We start from the raw sequence: 21,039 nt of genomic DNA, 5'->3' as shown, positions 1-21,039 counted from the left end.
GCGCGATTTCACAGGGAGCCCGACGATGACGATCCTTTCCGAGCTTGAGCGCAAGGTCCTCTGGCTGGCCGTCTGGATAATCCATCACGCCAATCATCTTCGCGACTCGGCGGACGGCCTCAAGGTCGGCGGCCACCAGGCGTCGTCGGCGTCCGCCTCGACCTTGATGACGGCGCTCTATTTCAAGATCCTGAGGCCGGAAGACCGCGTCGCCGTCAAGCCGCATGCCAGCCCGGTCTTCCATGCGATCCAGTATCTGTTCGGCAAGCAGACGCTTCAGCAGCTGCAGAATTTTCGCGCGTATCGCGGGGCGCAGTCCTATCCGTCCCGAACCAAGGATATCGACGATGTCGATTTCTCGACCGGGTCGGTTGGACTGGGCGTCGCGCAGACCCTGTTCTCCTCTCTGGTCCAGGACTATGTCAGGGCAAAAGGCTGGAACACCGACCAGCCGGAAGGCCGGATGGTCGCTCTGCTCGGCGACGCCGAAATGGATGAAGGCAATATCTTCGAGGCGCTTCTCGAGGGCTGGAAGCAGGGCCTGCGCAACACCTGGTGGATCGTCGACTACAACAGGCAGAGCCTCGACGCGGTGGTGCGCGAAGGCCTGTGGCAGCGGTTCGAAACCATTTTTCGCAACTTCGGCTGGGACGTGGTGATCCTCAAACACGGGACATTGCAACAGGCCGCCTTCGAGGAGGAGGGCGGCGAAAAGCTGCGGGCCTGGATCGACGCATGTCCCAATCAGCTCTATTCCGCGCTGACCTTCCAGGGCGGCGCGGCATGGCGCAGGCGTCTGCTGGACGATCTGGGCGACCAGGGACCGGTCAGCCGCCTGATCGAGAAGCGCAGCGACGAAGAGCTTGCCGCATTGATGGCAAATCTCGGCGGCCACGATCTTGAGACCATCATCGATGCTTTCGAGGAAGCGCGCGGGCATGATCGCCCGACCTGCTTCATCGCCTATACGATCAAGGGCTTTGGCCTGCCGCTCGCCGGCCACAAGGACAACCACGCCGGATTGATGACGCCGGCGCAAGTCGACGCGTTGCGGCAAGGCATGGGTGTCCGCGAGGGCCGCGAATGGGACATGTTCGAGGGCCTCGCCTATGACGAGGCTGCGATACGGGATTTCCTCGCGTCCTCGCCTTTCGCGCAGGCAGCCCCGCGTCGTCATAAGGCCCCTGCCATTCCGGTGCCGGCGCGCATCGGCTTCGCCGCTCAGCCGTTCATGTCGACACAACAAGGCTTCGGGCTTTTGATGCACGAGATTGCAAAGTCGGACAGCGATTTTGCCAGCCGTGTCGTCACGACGTCACCCGACGTCACTGTCTCGACCAATCTGGGCGCCTGGGTAAACAGGCGGGGCCTGTTCGCCCGCGGCGGTCAGGCGGACATTTTCCGCGAGGAGCGCATCCCCTCCACCTTCAACTGGACGTTTGCGCCGTCCGGACAGCATATCGAACTGGGCATCTCCGAGATGAACCTTTTCACGATGCTTTCGGCCCTCGGCCTGTCGCACTCGCTCCACGGCGAGCGCCTGCTTCCGGTCGGCACGCTCTACGATCCCTTCATCAAGCGCGGGCTCGATGCGCTCAACTATGCCTGTTACCAGGACGCCCGCTTTGTCCTGGCGGCGACGCCCTCCGGCGTGGCGCTGGCTCCCGAAGGCGGAGCGCATCAGTCGATCGCCACACCGCTGATCGGCATGGCGCAGGACGGTCTGGCGACGTTCGAGCCGGCCTATGTCGATGAACTGGCGACCATCCTGCGTTGGGGATTCGACTATATGCAGCGTAGCGCCGAAGCCGAGCCTGACGACCATACCTGGCTGCGCGATCAGACCGGAGGTTCGGTCTACTTGAGGCTCTCGACGCGCTCGATCGAGCAACCGACACGCCCGATGGAAAGCAAGCTGGCGCGCGACATCGTCGATGGCGCCTACTGGCTGCGCGAGCCCGGGCCAAATGCCGAACTGGTGATAGCTTACTCGGGAGCAGTCGCGCCCGAAGCGGTACAGGCGCTGGGGTTGATGGGCGGCGATCGCCGCGACATCGGGCTTCTGGCCGTGACCTCGGCCGATCGGCTGAACGCCGGCTGGTCCGCCGCGGCCCGCGCGCGCCAGTACGGCCATCCGCACGCCTCGAGTCACGTCGAGCGCCTTCTGGCCGGCCTTCCCAGTTCCTGCGCCATCGTGACGGTGCTGGACGGGCATCCCGCGACGCTCGCCTGGCTGGGGTCGGTCCATGGCCACCGTACACGCGCCTTGGGGGTCGAGCACTTCGGCCAGACCGGCACGATCGCGGATCTCTACCGGCATTACGCGATCAATGCCGAGGGTATCATGGCTGCGGCGCAATCGATTTCGGTTGGCCGGCCGCTGAGGCATCTCGGCTCCGCCGCCTGACGATGGATCGTGCGCCTCCCGGCCGGCTCGTTCGACAGCAAGCCGTCAATACCGGAATTCCTTGAGGGCGGCTGTGAGCCCCCAGCGCCATCCTCCTTCGCTGCGAGAAAGCGTGGGGGAGATGAAAATGGCTGGCGCTGGCGATCTTACGAGCCGTGAAACGCCGCGGCCCTCGATCGGAAGGGGAGCGGCAATTGGGCATCACGGCGAACTCATCCAGGGCGTCTTCAAGGACGATGGCGGGCGCCTTCATCGCGGGCTCGTCACGCTCCCGATTGCCGGTTTGAGGTCCGAGGCGACCTTTGCCAGGAGCGGCGACGATGCGGTCATTGTCCACCCGGATCATAAGATCAAGGCGTCGGCAGCCGCGCGGCTCACGCTCGATTTCTTGAATGCGACCGGTGGTGGCGTGTTGACGCTGCAAAGCTCGATTCCCGTGGGGCACGGCTACGGCTCATCAACCGCGGACGTCGTCGCTTCCATTCGCGCGGTTGCCGCGGCCCTCAAGGTGCAGTTGCGGTCCTCGACCATCGGCCGTCTCGCCGTTGCCGCTGAGCGCGCCAGCGACGCGATCGCATTCGATGAGCATGCGGTCCTGTTCGCGCAACGCGAGGGCCGGGTGATTGAGAATTTCGGCGGCTCGCTCCCGCCGCTGCTACTGGTCGGGTTCAAGGCGAATGGCGGTGTCCCGGTCGATACATTGCAGCTGCCGCCGGCGCGCTACGACAGTGCCGAAATCCAGGAATTCGGCGTGCTTCGGGCGCTGGTGGCGCGGGCGGTTTCCCTTCAGGATCCCAATCTTCTTGGACGTGCCGCCTCGGCCAGTGCCTTGATCAGTCAACGGCATTTGCCGAAACAGGGTTTCGACGAGATCGCTGAAATCGCCAGGCGGGCCGGGGCGTGCGGCGTGCAAGTCGCCCATAGCGGGTCGTTGTTCGGTCTCATCTTCGATCTTTTCGCATCGAATCTGAAGCGACGGGCAGCTCTGGTCGCACAACAGATAAGACGCGCCGGCTTCAAGGACGTCGAGGTCCATCTGGTCAATGCGGAGGGCTGGACATGGTGACCCTCGCCGTCGACTATTTCAGGGACCTCGAAACTCCACGCCTGGCTCGCCTGGCGCCAAATTTGGTCGCGGCGGCTTTTCCGCTGATGAAGCTGATGCCGGCTCGCTACATTCTCGATCGGGCAGCGTCGAATGGCGAACTGAAGCCAGGCTCCCACATCGTCGAAACGACATCCGGCACGTTCGGCATGGCGGTGGCGCTGCTGGCGGCGGCGCGTGGCTATCGCCTTACCCTCGTCACCGCTTCGACGCTTATCGACGCCAAATACAAAGCCCGGCTGGAGCGCATCGGCGCCACGGTCATCGCGCTTGACGATCCGCGCGGCGACGGCAACCAGCCTGGCCGGCTTGAGCGCCTGCAGGAAATCCTCGCCAAGGAGCCGGACGGCTTCTGGACCCGCCAATATGACAGTCCGGGGAACTGGCTTGCCTATGCGCGGCTGGCTGAACTTTTCATTCGGGCGATGGGAAAGGTCGATTGTCTGGTCGGCTGCATAGGGACCGGCGGCTCGTTGTGCGGCACGGCCTCCTTTCTGCGAACGGTCTTTCCCCACCTGACGGTGTTTGCCGTCGATACCCATTGCAGCATTCTGTTCGGGCAGCCCGTCGGCAAACGCATGCTGCGGGGCCTGGGCAACAGCGTTCTGCCGAAAAACGTCAGGCATGAGCTTGTCGACGAGATCCATTGGGTCGGCGCCTATCCGGCGTATCTGAGTGCGCACCGTTTGCTGCGCGAGCACGGGATCTTCATGGGGCCGACCAGCGGCGCCGCCGCGTTGGTGGCGGGTTGGGTTGCAGAGACCCTTCCGGACGCACAGATCGCGGTCATCATGCCAGACGAAGGCCATCGCCATGCCGAGACCGTCTACAATGACGACTGGCTTGCAACCCTGCCTGGCTGGCCCTGCAAGGAACCGTCGGAGCCGAGGACGCTGACGACAATCGCACCGGCCGCAGAGACGCAATGGACGCGATTTCTTTGGATGCGGCGCAGTCTCGACGATGTGCTCAAAACCCAGGCAGCAACTGTGGTGCCATCGGCTATTGGTGCGGCGGAGAATCTATGAGACGAGATCCGGCCCGCTTTTGTCGAGCCAGCGCCAGGCGTCTTGCGTCGTCTGGAAGATCTCGCCGTGGTCATTCGATCGAATGGACCGATCAAGATCCTTGAGACCGCTGGCGGTCACGACGGCCACGACGCGGTCTGTGGCCGCGATGACGCCTTGATCCTTTAACGTCGATATGGCGATCAGCGGCGTAACCGATGCCAGTTCGGCAAAGATTCCTTCGTCGCGCGCAAGGCGTTCCTGCATCGCGACCAGACCTTGATTGTCGACGGGGACGGCGTGCCCGCCGGATTCGCGCAGAGCCTTCAAAGCCTGGAAGGTGCTGCGCGGCGTGCCTATTGATACCGCAAGGCTGTCGAAAAGCAGCTTGCGTTCACTCAAGGCATCGGCGCCGCTGGCAAGCGCGTCCGCCAACGACCCGTGCACCTCCGCGGCGACGAGACGGGGCAGCTGGGTGATTGCCCCTTGCGCATGCAATTCGCAAAAGCCAGCCCACACGCCGGATAATGCATCGCCATAGCAGACCGGAAGGACGCACCAGTCCGGCGCCTTGCCATCCGACTGCTCGACGATCTCGTAGGCGATCGTCTTGTAGCCTTCGATGCCAAGCGGATGGCTGCCGACCACCGGACCGTGATAGGGCGAGGCGATGAACCAGTCATAGCGGGCAGCCGCTTGTTCCAGCAGCGACCATCGGTCCATCTTGTTGACCAGGGGCAGCACCGTTGCGCCATATTTTCGGATCTGCGCCAGCATCGCGCCGGCAGACCCGGCGAAAGTAGTGACAACACACTTCAACCCGGCTCTGGAAGCGTAGGCCGCCAGCGAAGCGCCGGCGTTGCCAGAGGAGGCGGTCGCGACGACCTTTGCGCCACGGGCGCGCGCCACACTGACGGCGACGGTCGAGAAACGGTCCTTATGCGACCAGGTCGGGTTTCGGCCTTCGTCCTTGATTGCGAGGTTGGGTACGCCGAGGACCGCGCCGATGCGCGGCGCCGCGAGCAGGGGCGTCAAACCCTCGCCGAGGCTCACTGCATCCGCGGCATTGCAAGGCAGCATGTGCGCAAAGCGCCACAGCGAGCGCGATGGCGTGGCGCCCTCCAAGGGATGAGCGGGAGGATCCGCATATACCGGCCGAAGATTTGCGGGCGCGGTCGCCTGACACCGTGCGCACCCTTTGGAGTCGATGCTGATATCGGCGGGGTAGGAGGCACCGCAACGGATGCAGACGAATTCCAGGACCCGGCTCTTGTCCGTTTTGGGTCGGCTGATCTCGCCTGAGGCATGCACGGATATGTCGTGCGCGAGGTCGCGAAACGGCGGGCTCGGCATGGCTATTCCTGTGTCAGAAAACGATGAATTCGCCGGTTGTTTCAAACAGCCCGCGGCACCGCTGTCAATGCGGAATGTGCACTATAGTGTGTCGCACCATAGTGCGCGTCGTAGCATCCGTTGTTGGATGAAGCTTCGCGGCGTTTTTGGTTTGAACGTGCAGCGGCTACGGAGGGAAAGAAGACTGTCGCAGGAGCAGTTGTCTTTCGTTTCGGGCCGCACGCGAGCTTATATCAGCAGCGTCGAGGCCGGTCGGCGCAACGCCACGCTGGATACAGTCGAGATCCTGGCGAAGGCCTTGGATGTCGAGCCGCAAGAGTTGATCGCGGCCGTTCCATCGAATCGGCGAGCAGCGCGCGGGACAAAGCAGACGACGCCAAAGTCAACGGAATGAAGCGCGGTCTGTTCACCCAAAATTGATGTGGCTTTCAGGCTCTTTATCTTTGCGCCAGCTAATTGACTCCTGAAGTGTACATTCGGCGCAAGTCCCATTGAATATACCGTACTTGCCATCTTAAGTTGTCGGCTGGGATGGGGCCGACACTTGTCGAGGTCTGCCGATGGAGATCGATAGTCTTCTTGGGTTGTTTGCAGCGATCTCAAGGATCGACGGCGCGTGCTCGGTGGATGACATCCTCCAAGAGTTCCGCTCTGCCATCGAGCCTTACGGCCTGCGTTATTTTCTGATCACCGGCCTGCCCGTGCCGCACGACACCGACTGGAGCCGAGAGATCCTGGTCGATGGTTGGCCGTCCGAATGGTACCTTCGCTACATGTCGGAGGATTATTTTTCGCACGATCCCTGCGTCGCGCAGTGCCGGCATTCGCCGAAGCCATTCCTATGGGACGAACTTCCGCCGGCAAAGCTTTCTGCGCGCGCAAAGCTGGTGATGGATGAAGCGGCGGACTTCGGGATGGGCCAAGGTCTCTGCGTTCCAGTCCACGTGCCGCTGGCAGGGCCAGGCGTCGTCACGGCAGCGGGCGATCGGATTGAAATAGCGCCGAGCGACGTGCCGTTCATCGAGACGCTTTGCGTGCATACCTTCCGACGTCTGTCAGGGCTGGAACAATCCGGCCAGGCCGTCGATGCCGCGCCCTTGACGCCGCGCGAGCGCGAACTCCTGGAGTGGAGTGCGGAAGGCAAGTCGAACGAAGACATCGCCTGCATCCTGGGCGTCACAAGGAACACAGTTGAAAGCCATCAGCGCAACATTCGAGGAAAGCTCGACGCGGCCAATGTCTCGCATGCGATCGTCAAAGCTCTGCGACGACAGGAAATCCAGATTTAGCAATACCTGAATACCATCATACGGGCAGGAAGCGTGTTTTCCTACGACCTCCACTTTTGGAGGCGTCATGGTCCGTATTCATCTGGTCACCTGGGAAAACAGGAAGCAGTATAGAAAAGTCCTGGAGCGCTATTTTCGCATCCGGTACGACATTTACGTCAAGCATAGACGCTGGCGCGCCGTCGCCCGGCCGATCAACATCGAGATCGACGCCTTCGACAATGAGCATGCGCTTTACGTTCTGGCGCTCGATACCAACGGCAAGATCGTCGGCGGCTCGCGTCTCGTTCCGACATTGCAGCCGCATCTCATGAGCGAGGTCTTCCCGATTCTCGCCGGCGGCACGCCTCCGCGAGCGGCTGACATTTTCGAATGGACGCGCTTTTTTGTCGTCCCATCGCTTCGCACGCACGGAGCGTCGTCGCCGATCGCCGGCTTTGTTCTGTGCGGCCTCCTCGAGACGGCGCAAAGTCTGGGGATTCGACAAATCAGCGTCGTGTGCGAAACATTCTGGCCGAAACGCCTGCGTGCCCTTGGCTGGACGCTTTACGAACTCGGCAACGCTCTCGAACATCCCGATGGCGACATCATCGCGCTGCTGATCGATGTCACGCCTGAGGCCATTGAGCAGACGCGCCAGGCTTACGGCATCACCGGCGCCATACTGGCGGACAAAATCTAGGCTGATTGCCTCCGGCAGCTGGAGGTTCGCCCGCCAGGGGATATTGTCATCGCGCCCATTTGCGCGGTAGTCAGCCCTATGGTGCACCGAATTCGGTTGATGAACTCATGATGCCGCTGGTCCTGATCGCTTCGAAGGACCCGGATTTCTTTCTGGTTTTCGGGCATATCCTTTCAGTGGCGGGCTTCGAAACCCGCCTGATCACGGCGGACAAGGAGATCGCGCGCGCCATTAAGGCCGAAACGCCGCTTGCGGTCATCCTGGACTGTCAGCCGGGCGACCGCGCAGTCGCCAAGCTATGCCTGTCGCTCAAATCGTCCGAAGCGACAAGAGCAGCGCCTCTTGCAGGTTTGGTCGCGCCGCGTTCCGGCAAACTGCACCTGGACCTCATCAAGGCGGGCGTCGACGAGATATTCTCGCGGCCCTTTGCGCCCGAACAGCTTCTGACCTGGCTGCATGGCAAGGCGGGAGCCGCCAGGCTTGCGCGCCAAACCAAGGCAGGCGATCTGGTGCAGGGCGATTTCCGGTTGGACCGACAGACCCACCGGACATTCTTCAAGCAAAAAGAAATCCTTATGCCGCCGATCGAATTCAAGCTTCTGCGCAGCCTTCTGGCGCAACCCGGCAAGGTGCTCAGCCGGGAGGAACTGGTCGCGACCGCATGGCCTGAGCATGCCGCCGCAACCGACATACGCGGTGTCGACGTTCATATTGCCAGGTTGCGCAAAAGGCTTCGGTCCTCTGTGGGAAGCGATGTGATCCGGACGGTCCGCTCTGCTGGTTACGCATTCGCGCCCGACTGGTAGTCCCGTCGGCAATTCCCGCGCCATTCAATTGTCATGTCGCCGATCGCGCCGTAGCTGCGTGTGCGACGTTCAATGGCTCAGGATTGTGTCCAGGAATAGCCTGGCGCGCGGATGAGCGGCTCCGGAGAAGAAGCCACTGGAAGACGCGTGCTCGACGATGCGGCCCTGGTCCATGAACACGATCTCATCCGCCACTTCGCGTGCGAAGCCCATTTCATGCGTCACGCAGACCATGGTCACGCCGGTTTTCGCGAGCGCGATCACGACGTCGAGCACTTCCTTGATCATTTCCGGGTCGAGCGCCGAGGTGGGTTCGTCGAAAAGCATGATGCGGGGATCGAGGCAGAGCGCGCGCGCGATCGCCGCCCGCTGTTGTTGGCCGCCCGACAGCTCAGCCGGATAGGCCCGCGCCTTTTCGGCGATGTGCACCGCCGTCAGATGCCGCATCGCGATCTCTTCGGCCTCCCGCGCCGATTTCGAAAGGACCCGGCGCAGAGCCAGCGTGCAGTTGGCAAGCACGGTGAGGTGAGGGAAGAGGTTGAAGCTCTGGAACACCATGCCGGTCAGCCGGCGCGCGATCGCCGCATCGCGATCGCTTTTTCCGAGGCGTCTTCCTGCAAGCTCTATCGTCCCCTTTTGGAAGGGCTCCAGACCGTTGATGCAGCGGATCAAGGTCGACTTGCCGGACCCCGAGGGTCCGCAGACGACGACGCGCGCACCCGGCCGCAAGGTCAGATCGATGTCTTTCAATACCTGCAGCGCACCGAACCACTTGTTGAGGCCGTCGATCCGCACGAGCGGGACGGATTGAGGCGTCGGGGTCGGAGGCGCCCGCCGATCGAGCATCAGCGGCGCCCGCTCGCAAGCAGGAGCTTCTCCATGCGCTTGACCCCATAAGAAACGATCAGCGCCAGCGCCAGAAACAGAACGCCCGCGACAGTCAGCGGCTCCGCGTAGCGATAGGTCTGGGATGCGATGTCGAAGGCACGCCCAAGCATTTCCGGCACCGCCAGGATCGCGAGATAAGGCGTCGCCTTGAGGATCGAGACCAGGTAGTTGCCCAGGGGCGCGGCGATGTTGCGCAGCATCTGGGGTGCGATGACGAAAATGACCGTATCGCGGCGGGTGAGCGACAGGGCTCTGGCTGCTTCCTGCTGGCCCTTCGGAATAGCGTCGATGCCCGCCTTGAACACCTCTGCCAGATAACCGCTGTAATAGAGGCTTAGCCCCAATATGCCCACCGTCATGGCGCCGAGCCGGATCCCGTAGAAGGGCATGACGAAATACAGGAAATAGAGCCAGGCCAACACCGGCGTCGAGCGGATGAAATCGATCAGGAAGCGCACGGCGAAGCCGGGCACGCCGCCGCCACGGCGGATCATCTCGAACGTGAAGCCAAGCGCCGACGCGCCGAGGCAACTCAAGACCGTTGCGAGCAGGGTCGTCCCGATCGCGCCGATTATGATCGGGACGGTCGAGAGCGCGAAGTCGAGGTCAAATCCCACGAGCCACTCCTCTTTCGGGATTGACCCGCGCTTCGAGCCAGCGGCCGGCGAGCGCGATCGGATAGCAGACGACGAAGAAGGCTAGCAGCAACGCCGAATAGATCGCGACCGGGTCGTATTCGGTCTGGGAGATTTCCTTGGCGCGGAAGGTCATGTCCGTCAGCGTGACCAGGGAGACAAGGGAAGTCGCCTTGACCAGCTGAATGAGGTTGTTGACGAATGTGGGGCTCATGGCGACCAACGCCTGGGGCAGCTCGATCAGAAGCAGGATCGCCGGGCGCGAGAGGCCGAGCGCCATGCCAGCCTCGCGCTGGCCGGCCGGAAGAGATTGGAGCCCGGCCCGCACCGCCTGGCTGGCATAGCCGCCGCTATTGAGGCCGAGCACCAATGCACTGACGGTCATCGCCGAGAGGGTGACCCCCGTGACCGGCAGAACGTAGTAAAAGACAAAGAGCAGGACGACGACCGCCGAACTGCGCCAGAATTCGATGACTGCCGTGACCAGAAAGCGCGTCAATCCGGTGGTCAGAAACTGCGCGACGCCGAAAACAAGCGCGAAGGGCACCGCGAAGACAAGGCCATAGGCTGTGACCTCTGCCGTTACACGCAGCCCTTGCAGGATCCCAAGCCAGATGTCGAGCATGCTCATGCGGCTTCGCCGCCCTTTGCCGGCAACGGGCGCGGCGTAGCGGCTGGCGGGGCGCTTCGAACGCATTTGGAAACGGCTATCTGGCGCCGCGAAACCGTGCCCTCGGGACCGAACCGCATGACAATCCTCCGCGCCGTGGAAAGGGCGATCGCCGCCACTGCCAGGCGTTTCATAAACCCGGCGGGAGTCATGTGTCAATAAACATGTACATAATATTGCGATAGTTTACATTCTGCCGTCGCTGGATGGCAGCGATCGGCCGCCATGACGCTTCGTGAGGTCGGCCCCGCCGTTCGCCGGTCTTTGTTCGCTGCGCTACGACGGCGATCGAAAGCTGTTGAATCGGGCTGCTCCAGGCCGCTCTTGCTTGTCTGCGACCGGGAACTGCTCGACGAGTTCCCGGGCCAAACGGGGGCCCGATGGCTGTCTTGCACAACGATACCGAAGGACGCGCGCGCAGCTCTCGTATGCTGCGCACCGCGCTCGGGCCCGCCATCGCCCGGTTCCTGGACGACCCCGCCATCATCGAGGTCATGCTGAACCCGGATGGCCGGATCTGGGTCGATCGGCTTTCGGAAGGTTTGGCCGATACGGGCGAAATGCTTGCGCCTGCCGCTGGCGAGCGGATCGTGCGGCTGGTTGCCCATCATGTCGGCGCCGAGGTCCATTCCCGTTCCCCGCGCGTCTCGGCCGAGTTGCCGCAAACCGGTGAGCGTTTCGAAGGCCTGCTGCCGCCCGTGGTCGCCGCGCCGGCCTTCGCGATCCGCAAGCCCGCGGTCGCCGTCTTCACGCTCGATGACTATGTCGCGGCAGGCATCATGACGTCTTGCCAGGCCGCCGTGTTGCGCGCCGCCGTTGCCGGCCGCGCAAACATCCTCGTTGCCGGCGGCACGTCGACCGGCAAGACGACCTTGACCAACGCGCTGCTCGCCGAAGTGGCGAAAGGGACGGACCGGGTCGTCGTGATCGAGGACACCCGCGAACTGCAATGCGCTGCCCCGAACCTCGTCGCGATGCGCACCAAGGATGGCGTCGCCACGCTTTCAGACCTCGTCCGTTCCTCGCTGCGCCTGCGGCCCGACCGCATTCCGATCGGCGAGGTGCGCGGCGCCGAGGCGCTGGACCTCTTGAAGGCATGGGGCACCGGGCATCCCGGCGGCATCGGCACCCTTCATGCCGGCTCCGGCATCGGCGCTCTACGCCGGCTTGAGCAACTGATCCAGGAGGCCGTCGTCACTGTGCCGCGTGCGCTGATCGCCGACACGATCGGTCTGGTCGCCGTGCTCGCCGGTCGCGGCGCCGCGCGACGGCTTGTCGAGCTGGTCAGGGTCGAGGGTCTGGGGCCCGATGGCGACTATCGCATCGCCGAAGCCACACCGATCAACACAGGAGAAATTTCATGACTCGCCTCTCTTCGCGCTGCCAGGCCAGCCTTGCCGTGGCCAGCGCCGCCGTCGCCTTCAACTTCATGCTCACGCCGGCAGCCTTTGCGTCGGGCTCCTCGATGCCGTGGGAACAGCCGCTCGAGAAGATCCTGCAGTCGGTCGAAGGACCGGTCTCCAAGATCATCGCGGTCATCATCATCATCGTAACCGGCCTGACGCTGGCCTTCGGCGACAGTTCGGGAGGTTTCAGGCGGCTGATCCAGATCGTTTTCGGCCTTTCGATCGCCTTCGCTGCGTCGAGCTTTTTCCTTTCGTTCTTCTCGTTCGGCGGCGGAGCGTTGATCTGATGACAACCGCTTTCGAACAGCTCGGCGCTGTGCCGGGGTGGACGGTGCCCGTGCACCGGGCGTTGACCGAGCAGATCCTGCTCGGGGGCGCGCCGCGTGCAATCGCGATCCTGAATGGCACGCTGGCCGGCGCTGTCGGTCTTGGGCTGCGGCTCTGGCTGGTCGGTCTTCTCATGTGGGCGATCGGACATTTTACTGCGGTGTGGGCTGCCAGGCGTGATCCGCTTTTTTTCGAAGTCGGCCGCCGGCACCTGCGGCTGCCTGGGCATCTGTCGGTTTGAGGGCGCCGCCATGATGAGCCTTGCCGAATACCGCCGGACTGCTGCCCGCCTTGCCGACTTCCTGCCTTGGGCGGCACTCGTCGCCCCCGGGGTCGTGCTCAACAAGGACGGCAGCTTTCAGCGAACCGCCAGCTTTCGCGGACCCGATCTCGACTCCGCCGTAGCGGCGGAACTTGTCGCAGTGGCATCGCGCATCAACAATGCCCTTCGTCGTCTCGGCTCGGGCTGGAGCATCTTCGTTGAAGCGCAGCGCCACGAAGCGGCTTCCTATCCCGAAAGCCAGTTTCCCAATGCGGCCTCCGGCCTGCTCGATGCCGAGCGCAAAGCCGACTTCGACGAGGAGGGGGTTCATTTCGTATCGAGCTACTTTCTCACATTCCTGTTCCTGCCGCCGCCCGAGGACGCCACGCGCGCCGAAGGCTGGCTCTATGAGGGCCGCGACCAGTCGCGCGCGGATCCGGGCGAGATGGTCCGCGCCTTTGTCGACCGGACCGAGCGTGTGCTGTCCCTGCTCGATGGGTTCATGCCTGAATGCCACTGGCTCGACGACGGCCAAACGCTGACCTACCTACATTCCACCATCTCGACCAAGCGTCACTCGGTGCGCGTCCCCGAGACCCCGATCTACCTCGATGCGCTGCTGGCGGACGAGCCGCTCGCCGGCGGGCTCGAACCGCGGCTTGGCGGCAAGCATCTTCGCGTGCTCACCATCCTCGGCTTCCCGACCGCGACGACACCTGGCCTGCTTGACGACCTCAACAGGCTGGCCTTCCCGTACCGCTGGTCGACCCGCGCAATCCTGCTCGACAAGGTCGACGCGGTCCGCCTTCTGAGCCGGATACGGCGGCAATGGTTCGCCAAGCGCAAGAGCATCGCCACGATCCTGAAGGAGGTGATGACCAACGAGGCATCGGCACTCCTCGACACCGATGCCACAAACAAGGCGGCCGACGCCGACACGGCGTTGCAGGAGCTCGGCGCCGACATAGCGGGCATGGCCTATGTCACCGCGACCGTCGCCATATGGGATAGCGACCCGCGCGTGGCCGACGAGAAATTGCGGCTCGTCGAGAAGGTCATCCAGGGCCGCGACTTCACGGCCATTGTCGAGACCGTCAACGCCGTCGATGCCTGGCTCGGGTCGTTGCCCGGACACGCCTATGCCAATGTCCGCCAGCCGCCTATCTCGACGCTCAATCTCGCCCACATGATCCCCCTTTCTGCCGTGTGGGCGGGGCCGGAACGGGACGAGCATCTGGTCGGTCCTCCCTTGCTTTACGGCAAGACCGAAGGCTCGACCCCGTTCCGGTTGGTCCTTCATGTGGGCGATGTCGGTCACACGCTAGTCGTCGGCCCGACCGGCGTCGGCAAATCGGTGCTGCTGGCGTTGATGGCGCTGCAATTCTGCCGCTACCGCAACGCGCAGATCTTCGCCTTTGACTTCGGCGGTTCGATCCGCGCGGCGACGCTCGCCATGGGCGGCGACTGGCACGATCTCGGCGGTCATCTCACCGAGGGCGTGGACGCGTCCGTTTCGATGCAGCCGCTCGCCCGCATTCACGACACGTACGAGCGCGCCTGGGCGGCTGACTGGATCGTCGCGATCCTGACGCGCGAGGGCATTCAGATCACGCCGGAGGCAAAGGAGCATATCTGGGCGGCGCTGACCTCGCTTGCCTCGGCCCCGGTCGAGGAACGCACCATGACCGGGCTAAGCGTGCTTCTGCAGGCCAGCGACCTGAAACAGGCGCTTCGTCCTTACTGTGTTGGTGGCCCGAATGGGCGGCTGCTCGACGCAGAGGCCGAACAGCTCGGTCAGGCGTCCGTGCAGGCGTTCGAAATCGAAGGTCTGGTGGGCACGCAGGCCGCCCCGGCCGTCCTTTCCTATCTGTTTCATCGCATCGGCGACCGCCTTGATGGTCGTCCGACCCTGCTCATCATCGACGAAGGCTGGCTTGCTCTCGACGATGATGCGTTCGCCGGGCAGTTGCGCGAATGGCTGAAGACGCTCCGCAAGAAGAACGCCAGCGTCGTGTTCGCCACCCAGTCCCTCTCCGACATCGACAAGTCGGCGATCGCGCCGGCGATCATCGAAAGCTGTCCAACCCGGCTGCTGCTGCCCAATGAACGCGCGATCGAGCCGCAAATCACCGCCATCTATCGCCGCTTCGGCCTGAACGACCGCCAGATCGAGATCCTGGCGCGAGCCACACCCAAGCGCGACTATTACTGCCAGTCCCGTCGCGGCAACCGTCTCTTCGAGCTCGGCCTGTCAGAGGTCGGGCTTGCGCTTTGCGCCGCGTCCTCGAAGAGCGATCAGGCCCTGATCGGCAGCATCATCGCCGAGCATGGCCGCGACGGGTTCCTGTCGGCCTGGCTGCGTGCCCGCGACCTCGGCTGGGCCGCCGACCTCGTTCCCAACCTCACCGTTCCCGAACCTGAAAAGGATTCCAAACCATGACTGTTCGTCAAAGCCGCCGGCGCGTCCTTCTTGTGGTCGCGGCGACGCTCGCCACGCCGATCGCGCCAATGATGACTGCGCCAGCCCATGCCCTGATCGTGTTTGATCCATCGAACTATTCACAGAATGTACTGACGGCCGCGCGCTCGCTGCAGCAGATCACGAACCAGATCACCTCGCTTCAGAACCAGGCTCAGATGCTGATCAATCAGACGCGCAACCTGGCGAGCCTGCCATTGTCTTCGCTGCAGCAGCTGCAACAGTCGGTGCAGCGCACGCAACAGCTTCTCGACGAAGCACAAAACATCGCCTTCGACGTGCAGCAGGTCGACAAGGCATTTCAGCAGCAATACAGCAGCGTCTCGCTCTCTGCTTCCGACCAGCAACTCGTCATGGATGCGCGCTCGCGCTGGCAAAACACGGTCGGCGGCCTCCAGGACGCAATGCGCGTCCAGGCGGGCGTGGTCGCAAACATCGACACCGGTCGCGCGCAGATGTCGGCATTGGTCGGCGCCAGCCAGTCGGCGATCGGCGCGCTGCAGGCGACGCAGGCCGGCAACCAGCTGCTTGCGCTTCAGGGCCAGCAGCTTGCGGACCTGACCGCCCTGGTGGCCGCCAACGGTCGTGCCCAGGCACTGACTGACGCCGAACGTGCCGCGGCGGCCGACCAGGGACGCGAGCAACGGCGGCGCTTCCTGGCGCCTGGCTCCGGCTACCAGGCAGGCTCTGTCCAGATGTTCAACCGCTGAGGTCGGTCGCCATGGACGGCAAAAACCTCGTTCGCATCCTGGCCGTCGTCTTCGTAGCCGCCGCCGTGACGGCGACGGCGCTCGAGATGAGCCGAAAGGACCACAGGACGGTGGGAGAGGGATCGCTCACAGGGACGCCCTCCGTGCCTAATCCGCTCCGCGATGGCCTGCACCGTTGCCAGATCCTCGGCGAGGCTGCCCTGCGTGAGGAAGGATGCACGCGGCTGTGGGCCGAACAGCGTGAGCGCTTCCTCGGTCTCGAAAAGCCCCCGCGGGATTCGACAATCGAGCCCGCCGCTTCGCGCTCGCCAGATCCAGCGTTGCACGAGGTCCGCTAGACATGGGCAATACCGGCGTCATCGACCAGTTCCTGGCCACCTTCACCCGCTATATCGACAGCGGCTTCGGCCTGCTCGGCGGCGAGGTCGCCTTCGTCGCCACCACGCTGATTGTCATCGACGTGACGCTTGCCGCGCTTTTCTGGAGCTGGGGCGCCGATGACGACATCCTTGCGCGGCTCATCAAGAAGACGCTCTTCGTCGGTGTCTTCGCCTATCTGATTTCCAACTGGAACGGTCTCGCCCGGATCGTCTTCGAGAGTTTCTCCGGTCTTGGCCTCAAGGCGAGTGGAACCGGATTTTCGGCACAGGACCTCTTGCACCCTGGCAAGGTGGCGCAAACCGGTCTCGACGCCGGACGACCATTGCTCGAGGCGATCTCCGGCTTGATGGGCTACATCTCCTTCTTTGAAAACTTCATCCAGATCGCCTGCCTGCTCTTTGCCTGGGCGCTCGTCCTGCTCGCCTTCTTCATCCTGGCGGTGCAGCTCTTTGTGACGCTGATCGAGTTCAAGCTGGCGACGCTGGCAGGCTTCGTGCTGATCCCCTTCGGCCTGTTCGGCAAGACGGCCTTCATGGCCGAACGTGTGCTCGGCAACGTCATCTCGTCCGGCATCAAGGTTCTGGTGCTTGCCGTGGTCATCGGCATCGGATCGACGCTCTTCGGGGAATTCACCCAAGGCTTCGGCGGCGAGAACCCCACCATCGACCAGGCCATGGCCATCGTGCTGGCGGCGCTGTCGCTGCTTGGCCTCGGCATCTTCGGTCCCGGCATCGCCAACGGGCTCGTCGCGGGTGGACCGCAGCTCGGCGCCGGTGCGGCGGTGGGGACCGGCCTTGCCGCGGGCGGCATCGCAGTTGCAGGCTACGGAGCAGCCAACCTCGCGACGCGAGGCGGGACAGCCGCATTCGCGGGGGCGACGTCCGCCGCGCGTGGCGCGACATCACTCGTCGGTGGCGGTTCGGCCGCTTACAGGCTTGGCGCCGCCGGTCAATCTGGGGCGGCAGGCGTCGCCTCCGGCCTCGGCGGCATTGCGCGCGCTGGCGCTTCGGCGGCAGCCTCCCCGCTCAGGCGCGCCGCCGCAAGCACCGCCCGATCGCTTGGCTCGAGCTTCGCCACCGGCGCCCGTTCGGCCGCTGAAATCACTGGCGGTTCGTCGACCATGGGAACGCTAGGCGGCGTCACGGCGTCAACGGCGGACGCATCCAGCGCGGGCAAGCCATCCAGCGCTCAGGGACAGCCCGAATGGGCCAGACGGCTGCATCGCTCCCAACGCCTCGCCCACGCTGCCCAGACCGCCGCCCACGCCGTGCGCGCCGGTGACAGCCATGGCGGGGGAGCATCGATTTCTCTTTCTGAAGGCAAATGACGAAATGAACATCTTCAGACGCCCCGCCGTCCACTATGGCAAGAGCCCTCGACCGGAAACCCCCTATCAGAAGGCGCAGCAGATCTGGGATGAACGCATCGGCTCCGCACGCGTGCAGGCACGCAACTGGCGCGCCATGGCGTTCGGGTCGCTCATCCTGTCGGCGGGGCTCGCCACTTCGCTGGTCTGGCAGTCGGGCCGCGGCACGGTCGTCCCCTGGGTCGTGCAGGTCGACAAGCTAGGCCAGGCTCAAGCGATCGCGCCCGCAACCGCCGACTATAAGCCGACCGATCCACAGATCGCGTGGCATCTTGCCCGCTTTGTCGAGCAGGTACGCTCGATCCCCGCCGATCCGATCATCCTGCGCCAGGACTGGCTGCGCGCCTATGATTGGACCACCGACCAGGGTGCTGCGGCGCTCAACGACTATGCGCGCGCTGCGAATCCTTTCTCCAAGGTCGGCAAGCAGCAGGTCGCGGTCGACATTTCGTCGGTCATCAGAGCCTCGCCGGGCTCCTTTCGTGTCGCCTGGATCGAGCACCACTATGAAAACGGTCAGCTTTCAGGCACCGAGCGCTGGACCGCGATCCTGACGATCGTGACGCAGATGCCAAGCGACGCCGAACGGCTTCGCGCCAATCCGCTTGGCATCTACGTCAACGCCATCAACTGGTCGCGGGAGATGAGCCAATGAGCCCGACATCGCGTCTTGTTGCCGGCACGAATTTGTCGAGATATCTGCTGTCGGTGCTGGTCTCGGCGACGACGCTGCTTGCGGGTTGCGCCACGCCCGCGATGAAGCCGCCGACGATCAGCTACGATACCTATGTTCCCCCCTTGCCGCCGGCTCCGGCCGCCTCGACCGAGCAAAGGCCGAAGCCTCTTCGCGTGCCACCAGGCTGGGCGCCCGCGCAGGGCGGCGCCGTCGGGCAAACGCCGGCAGCCCGTATCGAGAACGCAAACGCCGCGGCGCGGGTCGAACCGCGCCGCGAAGGCTACTACAACGCGATTCAGATCTACCCGTGGAGCGAGGGAGCGCTCTATCAGGTCTACGCCTCACCTGGCCAGATTACGGACATCGCGCTAGAGCCTGGCGAGAGCCTGACCGGAGCCGGCCCGATCGCGGCCGGTGACACCGCGCGCTGGATCATAGGCGACACCGAAAGCGGGTCCGGCATCGCCCGACGCGTCCACGTCCTGGTGAAACCCTCGCGTTCGGACATCACGACGAACCTCATCATCGCCACCGACCGGCGCAGCTATATGCTTGAGCTACGCTCAGGCGCGAAGCCCTACATGCCCGCCGTTGCCTGGTCCTATCCAGCTCCGAAATCGGGCCTGCTGCAGACGATCGCCACGATGCCGGTCATACCGCAGCTTACGGCGCGAAACTATCGCTACGGCATCGCCGGCGACAGCCCTCCCTGGAAGCCGGTGAGCGCCTACGACGATGGCCGCCGGGTTTACGTCGAGTTTCCGCGCGGCATCGTGCAAGGCGAGATGCCACCGATTTTCGTCATCGGCCCGGACGGCGAGGCTGAAATCACCAACAGCCGCGTCCATCAAAATATCCTCATCGTCGACCGTCTTTTTGGCGCGGCCGAACTGCGTCTTGGCGCCGGCAAGCGGCAGCAGACGGTCAGGATCGTGCGCATCGACAGAAGAACCGATGGGGTGGGGCGAGGCCCAAGCGATCGCGCCGCGTCGACGCTGCCGAACGCAATACGCAGGGGAGTGCCGCAGCCATGAACGAGAGGAATATGGCCGTCGAACGCATGCGGCTTCGCCCCGAACCGCCGCGTGTGACGCGTCTGTCGCGCAAAATGCTCGCGGGTATAGGCTTCGTCGCCTCGCTCGGTATAGGCGGCGCGCTGATTTACGCTCTGCAGGACGCCAACACGTTCAAGCAGGGCGAGGAGCTCTACCCCACCTCCAATCGGCCGCCGGCCGACGGACTGGCAAGACTGCCGCGCGACTACGCCGGCCCGATCCTTGGGCCGCCGCTGCCCGGCGATCTCGGCAGGCCGATCCTCGATGCTCAAAACAAGGGGCAGGCCATCGTGCCCCCCTCAATCCCAAGCCCCTCGATTGACGAAGCCGAGCAGCGCCGGCGAGCCGAAGAGGAAGCGGCCAGAACCTCGCGTGTCTTCTTCCAGACAGCGCCACGAGATCCCAGGACCGCCGAAGCGTCCGCCCCTGCTATTGCCGATCTCGCCAGTCAGAACGCTGCGCCAAATGCGCAGGATCGCCAGCTTTCCTTCCTGTCCGCCGCCGCTGACCGGCGGACGGTGGCCCCGGATCACGTCACGCCTCCTGTGTCGCCCTATGTGCTGCAAGCCGGTGCCGTGATCCCAGCCGCGCTCATTACGGGCATCCGGTCGGACCTTCCCGGGCAGATCAGCGCTCAGGTGACCGAAAATGTCTATGACAGTCCCACCGGCCGCTCGCTGCTCATCCCGCAAGGCACTCGCATTGTTGGGCAATACGATAGCGGGATTGGTTCCGGGCAGCGCCGCGTGCTGCTTGTCTGGAACAGGCTGATCTTTCCCGACGGACGCTCCATCGTGCTGGAGCGGCAGCCTGGCGCGGACCCTCAGGGCTATGCCGGCCTGGAGGATGCCGTCGACTATCACTGGGGCGAGCTCTTCAAGGCCGCGGCGTTGTCGACCGTTCTGAGCGTTGGCGCGCAGGCCGGTTCTTCCGATCGGGACAGCGATATCGTGCGTGCCCTGCGAGGCGGTGCCTCCGATAGCGTCAGCCAGGTAGGCCAACAGGTCGTTCAGCGCCAACTCGCTGTCGCGCCGACGCTCACGATCCGGCCCGGGTTTCCCGTTCGCGTCCTCGTCACCCGCGACCTTGCCCTTGAACCATACGGAGGTTGACATGGCCAAGTTGAAGCTCGCAACGATTGCCGACGACAAGCCAGTGAAGATTACGGTGGAACTGCCGGCGCCCCTGCATCGCGATCTGGTGAAATACGCAGAGATCCTCGGGCGCGAGACCGGGCGGCCTTCTGCCGATCCATCGCGCTTGATCGCACCGATGCTTGAACGGTTCATCGCAACCGACCGCGGCTTCGCGAAAGCAAAGAAGGAGCAGGCTTGAACCTAGCTTTCCTATGGCCGTCGAGCGCCTTTGGCCGAAACTTCGACAGGATGCTCTCTTGTCGATGGCTACGGCCCAAAACGGGGCTCGAACGGCTCGTTCCCTCGGTGCTCAAGGCCCGGATCGATGAGATCCTGCGCGTGGTCGCACGATAAACCGAGGCCGGTCGGCAGGGGGAACGCCGGCGGTTTTCGGCTGTG

Annotated in this window: 22 protein-coding genes; 18 read left to right on the top strand and 4 right to left on the bottom strand. The window is 63.9% G+C overall.

Annotated elements, in window-relative coordinates:
• The first annotated feature begins 25 nt into the window (after positions 1–25).
• The 3 genes from MJ8_RS24365 to MJ8_RS24355 all read left to right on the top strand — a co-directional run bounded on the left by MJ8_RS24365 (position 26) and on the right by MJ8_RS24355 (position 4,540).
• Positions 26–2,407, top strand: coding sequence for a transketolase (locus MJ8_RS24365; RefSeq protein WP_201411230.1), 2,382 nt, complete (start codon positions 26–28; stop codon positions 2,405–2,407).
• Between the two features lie 127 nt (positions 2,408–2,534).
• Positions 2,535–3,473, top strand: coding sequence for a kinase (locus MJ8_RS24360; RefSeq protein WP_225248024.1), 939 nt, complete (start codon positions 2,535–2,537; stop codon positions 3,471–3,473).
• Positions 3,467–4,540: a PLP-dependent cysteine synthase family protein gene (locus MJ8_RS24355; protein ID WP_201411228.1), complete on the top strand. Its 1,074-nt coding sequence runs from the start codon at positions 3,467–3,469 to the stop codon at positions 4,538–4,540. Before MJ8_RS24360 ends, MJ8_RS24355 begins: the two co-directional genes overlap by 7 nt.
• Here the strand turns inward: MJ8_RS24355 and MJ8_RS24350 are convergent.
• Complete coding sequence (locus MJ8_RS24350) at positions 4,535–5,872, bottom strand: threonine synthase (protein ID WP_201411227.1); 1,338 nt, start codon at positions 5,870–5,872, stop codon at positions 4,535–4,537. The genes MJ8_RS24355 and MJ8_RS24350 overlap by 6 nt on opposite strands.
• 127 nt (positions 5,873–5,999) lie before the next feature.
• Between MJ8_RS24350 and MJ8_RS24345 the strand changes: the two genes are divergently transcribed.
• From MJ8_RS24345 to MJ8_RS24330, 4 genes are all read left to right on the top strand, one after another.
• Entirely contained in the window at positions 6,000–6,266 is a 267-nt protein-coding gene (locus tag MJ8_RS24345) for a helix-turn-helix domain-containing protein (protein WP_041002500.1), read from the top strand.
• Between the two features lie 166 nt (positions 6,267–6,432).
• Positions 6,433–7,161, top strand: a complete 729-nt coding sequence (locus MJ8_RS24340) for a LuxR family transcriptional regulator (protein ID WP_201411226.1) — start codon at positions 6,433–6,435, stop codon at positions 7,159–7,161.
• A gap of 67 nt (positions 7,162–7,228) precedes the next feature.
• The gene (locus MJ8_RS24335; protein WP_201411225.1) at positions 7,229–7,843 is read left to right on the top strand and encodes an acyl-homoserine-lactone synthase; all 615 of its coding nucleotides are present in this window, start codon (positions 7,229–7,231) and stop codon (positions 7,841–7,843) included.
• A 107-nt stretch (positions 7,844–7,950) separates the two neighbouring features.
• Positions 7,951–8,649, top strand: coding sequence for a winged-helix domain-containing protein (locus MJ8_RS24330; protein ID WP_201411224.1), 699 nt, complete (start codon positions 7,951–7,953; stop codon positions 8,647–8,649).
• Positions 8,650–8,718: 69 nt separating this feature from the next.
• Here MJ8_RS24330 and MJ8_RS24325 read toward each other — a convergent pair whose 3' ends face one another.
• Genes MJ8_RS24325 through MJ8_RS24315 form a run of 3 tightly spaced genes read right to left on the bottom strand, consistent with a single transcriptional unit; the run spans position 8,719 to position 10,803 of the window.
• Positions 8,719–9,495 (bottom strand): amino acid ABC transporter ATP-binding protein, encoded by a 777-nt coding sequence (locus tag MJ8_RS24325; protein WP_201411223.1) that lies wholly within the window; start codon positions 9,493–9,495, stop codon positions 8,719–8,721.
• A complete protein-coding gene (gene ehuD, locus MJ8_RS24320) occupies positions 9,495–10,154 on the bottom strand; it encodes an ectoine/hydroxyectoine ABC transporter permease subunit EhuD (protein ID WP_201411222.1) in 660 nt (219 codons plus the stop codon). Before ehuD ends, MJ8_RS24325 begins: the two co-directional genes overlap by 1 nt.
• Entirely contained in the window at positions 10,144–10,803 is a 660-nt protein-coding gene (locus MJ8_RS24315; RefSeq protein WP_201411221.1) for an amino acid ABC transporter permease, read from the bottom strand. Before MJ8_RS24315 ends, ehuD begins: the two co-directional genes overlap by 11 nt.
• A 419-nt stretch (positions 10,804–11,222) precedes the next feature.
• Between MJ8_RS24315 and trbB the strand changes: the two genes are divergently transcribed.
• Genes trbB through MJ8_RS24260 form a run of 11 tightly spaced genes read left to right on the top strand, consistent with a single transcriptional unit; the run spans position 11,223 to position 20,839 of the window.
• Complete coding sequence (gene trbB, locus MJ8_RS24310) at positions 11,223–12,206, top strand: P-type conjugative transfer ATPase TrbB (RefSeq protein WP_201411220.1); 984 nt, start codon at positions 11,223–11,225, stop codon at positions 12,204–12,206.
• On the top strand, positions 12,203–12,535 hold the full coding sequence (locus MJ8_RS24305) for a TrbC/VirB2 family protein (protein ID WP_201411219.1): 333 nt from the start codon (positions 12,203–12,205) through the stop codon (positions 12,533–12,535). Before trbB ends, MJ8_RS24305 begins: the two co-directional genes overlap by 4 nt.
• The gene (locus MJ8_RS24300) at positions 12,535–12,816 is read left to right on the top strand and encodes a VirB3 family type IV secretion system protein (RefSeq protein ID WP_201411218.1); all 282 of its coding nucleotides are present in this window, start codon (positions 12,535–12,537) and stop codon (positions 12,814–12,816) included. The genes MJ8_RS24305 and MJ8_RS24300 overlap by 1 nt, the downstream gene beginning before the upstream one ends.
• A 10-nt stretch (positions 12,817–12,826) precedes the next feature.
• A complete protein-coding gene (gene trbE / locus MJ8_RS24295; RefSeq protein WP_201411217.1) occupies positions 12,827–15,277 on the top strand; it encodes a conjugal transfer protein TrbE in 2,451 nt (816 codons plus the stop codon).
• Positions 15,274–16,026: a P-type conjugative transfer protein TrbJ gene (trbJ, locus tag MJ8_RS24290; protein ID WP_201411216.1), complete on the top strand. Its 753-nt coding sequence runs from the start codon at positions 15,274–15,276 to the stop codon at positions 16,024–16,026. The genes trbE and trbJ overlap by 4 nt, the downstream gene beginning before the upstream one ends.
• A gap of 11 nt (positions 16,027–16,037) precedes the next feature.
• On the top strand, positions 16,038–16,364 hold the full coding sequence (trbK-alt, locus tag MJ8_RS24285) for a putative entry exclusion protein TrbK-alt (RefSeq protein ID WP_201411215.1): 327 nt from the start codon (positions 16,038–16,040) through the stop codon (positions 16,362–16,364).
• A gap of 2 nt (positions 16,365–16,366) precedes the next feature.
• Positions 16,367–17,734 (top strand): P-type conjugative transfer protein TrbL, encoded by a 1,368-nt coding sequence (trbL, locus tag MJ8_RS24280; RefSeq protein ID WP_201411214.1) that lies wholly within the window; start codon positions 16,367–16,369, stop codon positions 17,732–17,734.
• Between the two features lie 4 nt (positions 17,735–17,738).
• Positions 17,739–18,428: a conjugal transfer protein TrbF gene (trbF, locus tag MJ8_RS24275; RefSeq protein ID WP_201411213.1), complete on the top strand. Its 690-nt coding sequence runs from the start codon at positions 17,739–17,741 to the stop codon at positions 18,426–18,428.
• Positions 18,425–19,483: a P-type conjugative transfer protein TrbG gene (gene trbG, locus MJ8_RS24270; protein ID WP_201411212.1), complete on the top strand. Its 1,059-nt coding sequence runs from the start codon at positions 18,425–18,427 to the stop codon at positions 19,481–19,483. Before trbF ends, trbG begins: the two co-directional genes overlap by 4 nt.
• Entirely contained in the window at positions 19,480–20,616 is a 1,137-nt protein-coding gene (locus MJ8_RS24265) for a TrbI/VirB10 family protein (protein ID WP_201411211.1), read from the top strand. The genes trbG and MJ8_RS24265 overlap by 4 nt, the downstream gene beginning before the upstream one ends.
• Before the next feature lies 1 nt (position 20,617).
• Positions 20,618–20,839: a DUF2274 domain-containing protein gene (locus MJ8_RS24260; RefSeq protein ID WP_041002529.1), complete on the top strand. Its 222-nt coding sequence runs from the start codon at positions 20,618–20,620 to the stop codon at positions 20,837–20,839.
• The last annotated feature ends 200 nt before the right edge of the window (positions 20,840–21,039 follow it).

The sequence above is a fragment of the Mesorhizobium sp. J8 genome (assembly GCF_016591715.1).
Lineage (GTDB): Bacteria > Pseudomonadota > Alphaproteobacteria > Rhizobiales > Rhizobiaceae > Mesorhizobium.
Note: the sequence above shows the minus strand (reverse complement) of the source record. Positions and strands in the feature narration are given on the sequence as shown.

What these genes read in the sequence shown, in the direction of transcription:
- MJ8_RS24365 (WP_201411230.1), top strand. Translation starts at nt 26, where the DNA reads ATGACGATCCTTTCCGAGCTTGAGCGCAAGGTCCTCTGGCTGGCCGTC.
- MJ8_RS24360 (WP_225248024.1), top strand. Translation starts at nt 2,535, where the DNA reads ATGGCTGGCGCTGGCGATCTTACGAGCCGTGAAACGCCGCGGCCCTCG.
- MJ8_RS24355 (WP_201411228.1), top strand. Translation starts at nt 3,467, where the DNA reads ATGGTGACCCTCGCCGTCGACTATTTCAGGGACCTCGAAACTCCACGC.
- MJ8_RS24350 (WP_201411227.1), bottom strand. Translation starts at nt 5,872, where the DNA reads ATGCCGAGCCCGCCGTTTCGCGACCTCGCGCACGACATATCCGTGCAT.
- MJ8_RS24345 (WP_041002500.1), top strand. Translation starts at nt 6,000, where the DNA reads ATGAAGCTTCGCGGCGTTTTTGGTTTGAACGTGCAGCGGCTACGGAGG.
- MJ8_RS24340 (WP_201411226.1), top strand. Translation starts at nt 6,433, where the DNA reads ATGGAGATCGATAGTCTTCTTGGGTTGTTTGCAGCGATCTCAAGGATC.
- MJ8_RS24335 (WP_201411225.1), top strand. Translation starts at nt 7,229, where the DNA reads ATGGTCCGTATTCATCTGGTCACCTGGGAAAACAGGAAGCAGTATAGA.
- MJ8_RS24330 (WP_201411224.1), top strand. Translation starts at nt 7,951, where the DNA reads ATGATGCCGCTGGTCCTGATCGCTTCGAAGGACCCGGATTTCTTTCTG.
- MJ8_RS24325 (WP_201411223.1), bottom strand. Translation starts at nt 9,495, where the DNA reads ATGCTCGATCGGCGGGCGCCTCCGACCCCGACGCCTCAATCCGTCCCG.
- MJ8_RS24315 (WP_201411221.1), bottom strand. Translation starts at nt 10,803, where the DNA reads ATGAGCATGCTCGACATCTGGCTTGGGATCCTGCAAGGGCTGCGTGTA.
- trbB (WP_201411220.1), top strand. Translation starts at nt 11,223, where the DNA reads ATGGCTGTCTTGCACAACGATACCGAAGGACGCGCGCGCAGCTCTCGT.
- MJ8_RS24305 (WP_201411219.1), top strand. Translation starts at nt 12,203, where the DNA reads ATGACTCGCCTCTCTTCGCGCTGCCAGGCCAGCCTTGCCGTGGCCAGC.
- MJ8_RS24300 (WP_201411218.1), top strand. Translation starts at nt 12,535, where the DNA reads ATGACAACCGCTTTCGAACAGCTCGGCGCTGTGCCGGGGTGGACGGTG.
- trbE (WP_201411217.1), top strand. Translation starts at nt 12,827, where the DNA reads ATGATGAGCCTTGCCGAATACCGCCGGACTGCTGCCCGCCTTGCCGAC.
- trbJ (WP_201411216.1), top strand. Translation starts at nt 15,274, where the DNA reads ATGACTGTTCGTCAAAGCCGCCGGCGCGTCCTTCTTGTGGTCGCGGCG.
- trbK-alt (WP_201411215.1), top strand. Translation starts at nt 16,038, where the DNA reads ATGGACGGCAAAAACCTCGTTCGCATCCTGGCCGTCGTCTTCGTAGCC.
- trbL (WP_201411214.1), top strand. Translation starts at nt 16,367, where the DNA reads ATGGGCAATACCGGCGTCATCGACCAGTTCCTGGCCACCTTCACCCGC.
- trbF (WP_201411213.1), top strand. Translation starts at nt 17,739, where the DNA reads ATGAACATCTTCAGACGCCCCGCCGTCCACTATGGCAAGAGCCCTCGA.
- trbG (WP_201411212.1), top strand. Translation starts at nt 18,425, where the DNA reads ATGAGCCCGACATCGCGTCTTGTTGCCGGCACGAATTTGTCGAGATAT.
- MJ8_RS24265 (WP_201411211.1), top strand. Translation starts at nt 19,480, where the DNA reads ATGAACGAGAGGAATATGGCCGTCGAACGCATGCGGCTTCGCCCCGAA.
- MJ8_RS24260 (WP_041002529.1), top strand. Translation starts at nt 20,618, where the DNA reads ATGGCCAAGTTGAAGCTCGCAACGATTGCCGACGACAAGCCAGTGAAG.